The sequence below is a fragment of the Saccharopolyspora sp. genome, assembly GCF_017434145.1.
In the GTDB taxonomy this organism is placed as follows: Bacteria; Actinomycetota; Actinomycetes; order Mycobacteriales; family Pseudonocardiaceae; genus Saccharopolyspora_C; species Saccharopolyspora_C galaxeae.
This window is the reverse complement of the sequence record NZ_JAFRFW010000834.1, coordinates 1-5,173: the sequence shown is the minus strand read 5'-3', so window position 1 is coordinate 5,173 and position 5,173 is coordinate 1. Positions and strand designations below refer to the sequence as shown.

At 69.7% G+C, this 5,173-nt stretch carries 5 protein-coding genes and 1 rRNA gene; 3 read left to right on the top strand and 3 right to left on the bottom strand.

What is annotated here, in order from left to right; all coding sequences use genetic code 11:
- Positions 1-120: 120 nt before the first annotated feature.
- Positions 121-238: ribosomal RNA gene (gene rrf, locus IJH84_RS22685) — 5S ribosomal RNA — on the top strand.
- A 135-nt stretch (positions 239-373) separates the two neighbouring features.
- Here rrf and IJH84_RS22680 read toward each other — a convergent pair.
- Positions 374-1,135, bottom strand: a complete 762-nt coding sequence (locus IJH84_RS22680) for a TrmH family RNA methyltransferase (protein ID WP_367269073.1) — start codon at positions 1,133-1,135, stop codon at positions 374-376.
- A gap of 68 nt (positions 1,136-1,203) precedes the next feature.
- On the opposite strand from IJH84_RS22680, the gene IJH84_RS22675 reads away from it, so the two are divergent.
- On the top strand, positions 1,204-2,631 hold the full coding sequence (locus tag IJH84_RS22675) for a wax ester/triacylglycerol synthase family O-acyltransferase (protein WP_295148787.1): 1,428 nt from the start codon (positions 1,204-1,206) through the stop codon (positions 2,629-2,631).
- Positions 2,628-3,131, top strand: a complete 504-nt coding sequence (locus IJH84_RS22670) for a hypothetical protein (RefSeq protein WP_200073233.1) — start codon at positions 2,628-2,630, stop codon at positions 3,129-3,131. The genes IJH84_RS22675 and IJH84_RS22670 overlap by 4 nt, the downstream gene beginning before the upstream one ends.
- Before the next feature lie 56 nt (positions 3,132-3,187).
- On the opposite strand, the gene IJH84_RS22665 is transcribed toward IJH84_RS22670, so the two are convergent.
- Together IJH84_RS22665 and rsgA are read right to left on the bottom strand one after the other, a co-directional pair.
- A complete protein-coding gene (locus IJH84_RS22665) occupies positions 3,188-4,096 on the bottom strand; it encodes a hypothetical protein (protein WP_295148781.1) in 909 nt (302 codons plus the stop codon).
- A 186-nt stretch (positions 4,097-4,282) separates the two neighbouring features.
- On the bottom strand, positions 4,283-5,173 hold an 891-nt coding region (gene rsgA, locus IJH84_RS22660), incomplete at its 5' end, for a ribosome small subunit-dependent GTPase A (protein ID WP_295148778.1).

Here is a 5,173-nt window from a genome sequence, read left to right as displayed (position 1 = left end):
CAGGGATGTCTCGTGTCCACTATATGGTGTCTGAGGCAACAACTCTTGTGGTCAGGCATAGTTGAATAGGTTTCACCTTTGGTGAGCACACCCGTATGGGGTTTGGGTGTGTGTTGGTTTGTCGGTGGGTATAGCGGAGCGGGGTACGCCCGGTCCCATTCCGAACCCGGAAGCTAAGCACTCCAGCGCCGATGGTACTGCACTTGTGTCGGTGTGGGAGAGTAGGACACCGCCGACAATACTCGTAAATGGGGAAGGCCCCGGAACCACGGTTCCGGGGCCTTCTGCTATTCACAGACGGATATCATGAAGTTGCCGCAGGTGCGTTATGTCGCCGCGGCGGTGGCGGACTCGAAGTCCGCCACATCGCGCCTCAGCTCTCGCGCCGTCGAAGCAGCTCGAAGCAGAGCACGGCCGCAGCACTGGCGACGTTCAACGATTCGACCCCGCCCCGCATCGGAATGGCGACCCGCTGCGCGATGCGCGTGGCGACGTCCTCGGACAGTCCGGCCGTTTCGCTGCCCAGCACGAAGGCGGCGCGTGGTCCGAAGTCGGCCTCGAAGACGTTCTCCGGGCCGTGCGCTTCCAGCGCGTAGAGCGGGTAGCCGGCTTCGGTCAGCTGTTCCGCGGCGTCACCCGCGGTCGTTGCACGCAGGACAGGCGAGTGGAACGCGATCCCGGCGGAAGCTTTGACGACCAGCGGATCCAGTCCGGCAACGCCTCGGTGCGGCACGACGATGCCGTCGATCCCGGCGGCCGTGGCGGTCCGGAGGATCATCCCCACGTTCGCCGGCGTGGTCAGTCCGTCGAGCAGCAGTACTTGGCGCGGCGCGGTGGCGGGGTCCTCGAGCGCGTCGACCAGCGGCCGCATGTTCCTGGCTACGACGTCGGCCAGCACGCCTTGGTCGTGCCGCCCGTTGCCCGCCAGCACCTTGACCCGATGCGCGCTCGCGCGCTGCACCTTCACCGCGCGATCCGCGGCGGCCTCCTTGATCTGGTTGATCATCGCACCGCCGAGGCCCTCGGCGATGATCACCTTGTCCACGCGCAAGTCCATGTCGGACAGCGCCTCGCGGACCGGTTTCCGGCCGTAGACGGTGACGAACCGATCTTTTGGGGAGGCAGTGCTGGTCACGACGTCCAGTGTCACACGCGGCGCGCGTACGGCTCGTAGCCGCCCGGTGGTGTGCCAGTATCGCGGACATGCCCGATCGCCTCTCCGCCCTCGACGCCTCGTTCCTGTACTTGGAGGACCACACGACGCCGATGCACGTGGGAGGGGTCGCGGTGTTCCGCCGTCCCCGCACCGGGTTCGACTACGACAGCGTGCTGGCGATGATCGACCGCAGGCTGGGCCTGGTGCCGCGGTACCGGCAGAAGGTCCGGCAGATACCGGGCCGGTTGGCGCGACCGGTGTGGGTGGACGATCAGGACTTCGACATCACCTACCACGTCCGGCGTTCGGCGTTGCCGAAGCCGGGCAAGGACGAGCAGCTGCACGATCTGGTGGCGCGGCTGATGTCGCGCAACCTCGATCCGGCGCGCCCGTTGTGGGAGCTCTACTTGGTCGAAGGATTGTCCCGGAACAGGGTCGCGGTGATCACCAAGACGCACCAGGCGATGATCGACGGGATCGGCGCGATCGACATCGGACAGGTGCTGCTGAACACGGCTGCGGAGAACTCTTCGGCAGAGCGCGAGGATCTGTGGATGCCGCGTCCGGAACCGAGTTCCGCGCAGCTGGTGCTCGAGGCGGTGACCGAAGCGGTCCAGCGCCCTGGCGAGGTCGTGGAGAACGTCCGTTCCGCGGTCGTGGACGCGACCGCGACGGTGCGCAAGGTTTCCAGCGCGCTCGGCGGCCTGGCCTCGGCGGTGCGTGCCGCGGCGTTGCCATCGCCCGGCGGCCCGTTGAACGTCCCGACCTCGACGCAGCGGCGGTTCGCCGTTTCCAGCGCCCGCCTCGACGATTTCCGGGCCGTCCGGCGCGCACACGGCGGGACCGTCAACGATGTCGTGCTCGCGGTCGTGTCTGGCGCGCTGCGCAGTTGGCTGCTCTCGCGCGGTGAGGCGGTGTCCTCGTCGACCACGTTGCGCGCGATGGTGCCGGTCTCGGTCCGCGGCGGCGACGTCGCGGGTGGCGAGTCGGCGGACGGGACCGGCATCGGTTCGGAGACCAATCGGGTTGCCGCGTACTTGGTGGATCTGCCGGTCGGCGAATCGAACCCGGTGTTGCGGCTGCACCACGTCAGCCACGCGTTGCGCGCGCACGCCGAGTCCGGGCAGTCGGTGGCTGCCGAGGCGTTGGTGGGTGTGTCCGGTTTCGCGCCGCCGACGCTGCACGCCTTGGGCGCGCGCGTGGCGAACGTGTTCTCCGACCGGTTGTTCAACGTGCTGATCACGAACGTGCCCGGCCCGCAAGTGCCGCTGTACGCGGCGGGCGCGAAGATGACGGAGATGTTCCCGGTGGTGCCGCTGGCGAAGAACCAGTCGCTGTCGATCGGGGTGACCTCCTACGACGGAGGGATGTACTTCGGGCTCAACGGTGACCGGGATGCGATGTCGGATGTGCACGTGCTTGCGGCGATGATCGGGGAGTCGGTGGAAGAGATGATCGGGACGGTCGACGGATGAGGGTTTATCTGCCCGCCACGGTGCGGATGCTGCGGGGCTTCGTGGAGGACTCGCAGATGCAGCCGCTGAGCGGAACGGCGTTCGCGTTGACGCCCGCGTTGCGGGAGTCCTACGCGGCCGGTGACACCGAGGAATTGGAGTACGCCGCGATGCGGGAGGCCGCCAGGGCCTCGCTGCGGTTGATCGCGAGCGAGCTCGACGAAGAGGAGAAGGGGGAGCTGCGCCGCGTCGTGGTCTCCGCCGATGTCGCGGACCCGACGCTGCGCCCGGACCTGGACAACGCGGTGGTCCGGCTGTCCGGCCCGGTGCCGTGGAAGAAGGTGGCGGCGGTGCACGTGGACACGTCCGAGGCCGAGGAAGCCGTCCGGGCGGCGGCCGAAGTCATCGATGCCGCGGACCTGGGTGATCCGGACGCGGACTTCGTGCTCGGTGAAGCCGAGGACCACGAACTGGCCTGGTACGCGCCGCAGGAAGTGCCGTTCCTGCTGGAACTCATGTGAACCGGGGCGCCGGGGTGCGCTCCGACGCACCCCGGCGCCGAGTCAGCGGCGGAAGGTCACTGCGGTGGCTGTGCCATCGGTAGCGGCCCGCTGGGGAACTCGCCGACCTGCTCGGGCGGTGGCGGCGTGATCTGCACGGGCCCACCCCAGTCGCGGTAGTCGGACTCCAACGACACCTGCCCGGCCTGCGCGACCTTCTGCGCGGCGGCGAACCGCATCGGCAGGCCATCTTGGCCGATCCACAGCTCGTAGCCGATCTCCGGACGCCCGTTGTCCGCGGCCTGCTGCAATCGTCGGCGCTGCTGGTCGTCCGGGGCCTTGGCCGCGGCCGCTGCCGTGAGCACGCGCAGGCTGTAGCGCGTGGCGGGTTTGCCGTCGAGCTGGTCCGGAGCGCTGGACTGGATCTTGGTGGCGGACTCGATGCCCTGGAAGGTCGCGCGCGGATCGGTCGAGTCCTGCAACTGCCGCAGTGCGGGAGCGAGCAGTTTCGCGGCGAAGTCGGTGCCGTCGGGGGCGATCCGCAGCCACGGTTTGGCCGGTTCCGGCCGCAGCAGCGCCGACTTCAGGTATCCGACGCCGTCGAGGATCGCGAGGTCCAGGGCTTGCGGCGGCTGAGCCGGGGAGGGACGAGTGCTCCCGCGCAGGCTCACGTCGGCGTGATCGCCGCTGTAGCGGGCGAGTCCCTGCCCTTGGAGATCGCCGATGAAGCCGAGGTCGCCGCGAACCGTGGTGCGCACGCTGCCGCGCTCGCTGATCCGGTTGATCACGTCGGTGAGCAGTGGTGCGGCGGTGGGTCTCGGGTCGGGACGTGCTGCGGCGGCCGATGCGGGCTTGGCCGGTGGCGGAGTTTCCGGTGCGCTGCAGGCACCGAGACCGATGGTCGCCAGCAGGCTCGCGGACACGATTGCGGTGCAGGAGCGCGCCAGTGCGCTGCGGTCGTGGTTTCGGGCGCGTACTGAGGGCATAACAGCTCCTCGTCGGGAGTCGGCGTCCGCGGCCACGCTAGCAACGTTGCGCGTGCGCGCCAGGCGTCGGCGACGCCGATCACGTGCTGCGCGGCGAGTGAAAATCACCGGGATTCCCGTTGGTACAACGGTTTTCCCACCTGCGACCGGCACTTGGCGGAACCCGCGTGCCACCCCGGCGGGTGGTCACTGCTCGTCGCGGCCTGCGCGGGAGCGCAGCAACCGGCGCAGCGAGCCGAGCTGCTCGGCGCTGCCGCCTTCGGCGACGTAGGTGTCGAGGTTGCATTCGGGGTCCTCGGCGCCGCCGAGGTGGCCGCAGTTCGGCGGGCACTCTTCGGCCGCTTCGGCGAATCCGGGGAACGCCGCGGTCAGGTCGTCGGGGGTGACGTGCGCCAGCCCGAACGAGCGGATCCCCGGCGTGTCCACGACCCAGCCGCCGTCCGGCAGCGGCAACGCGACCGCGGAGGTCGAGGTGTGTCTGCCCTTGCCCACCCCGCTGACTTCGCCGACGGCGCGCTCGGCCTCCGGGACCAGCTCGTTGACCAGGGTCGATTTGCCGACGCCGGAATGCCCGACCAGCGCGCAGACGCGCCCGCCGAGCGCTTCGCGCAGCTGCTCGTGCGGGTGGTCCATCCGAGTCACCAGCACCGGCAGCGGCAGCGCCGAGTAGCTGCTGAGCATGTCCGCGGGCGAGGCCAGGTCGGATTTGGTCAGGCACAGCACCGGAACGAGCCCACCCGCGTACGCGGCGACCAGGCACCGGTCGATGAGTCCGGTGCGCGGCGGCGGGTCGGCCAGCGAGGCGACGATGACGAGCCGTTCGGCGTTGGCGACCACGACCCGCTCGTACGGGTCGTTGTCGTCGGCGGTGCGGCGCAGCACGCTGCGGCGTTCGCCGACCCGCACGATCCGGGCGAGCGTGTCCGGCCGCCCGGAGGTGTCGCCGACCAGCCCGACGGTGTCGCCGACGACCACCGGCGTGCGGCCGAGTTCGCGCGCCCGCATCGCCACGACGAGCCGACCGGGATCGCTGTCGAGCGCGCAGGTCCACCGGCCGCGGTCCACGGCGACGACCAT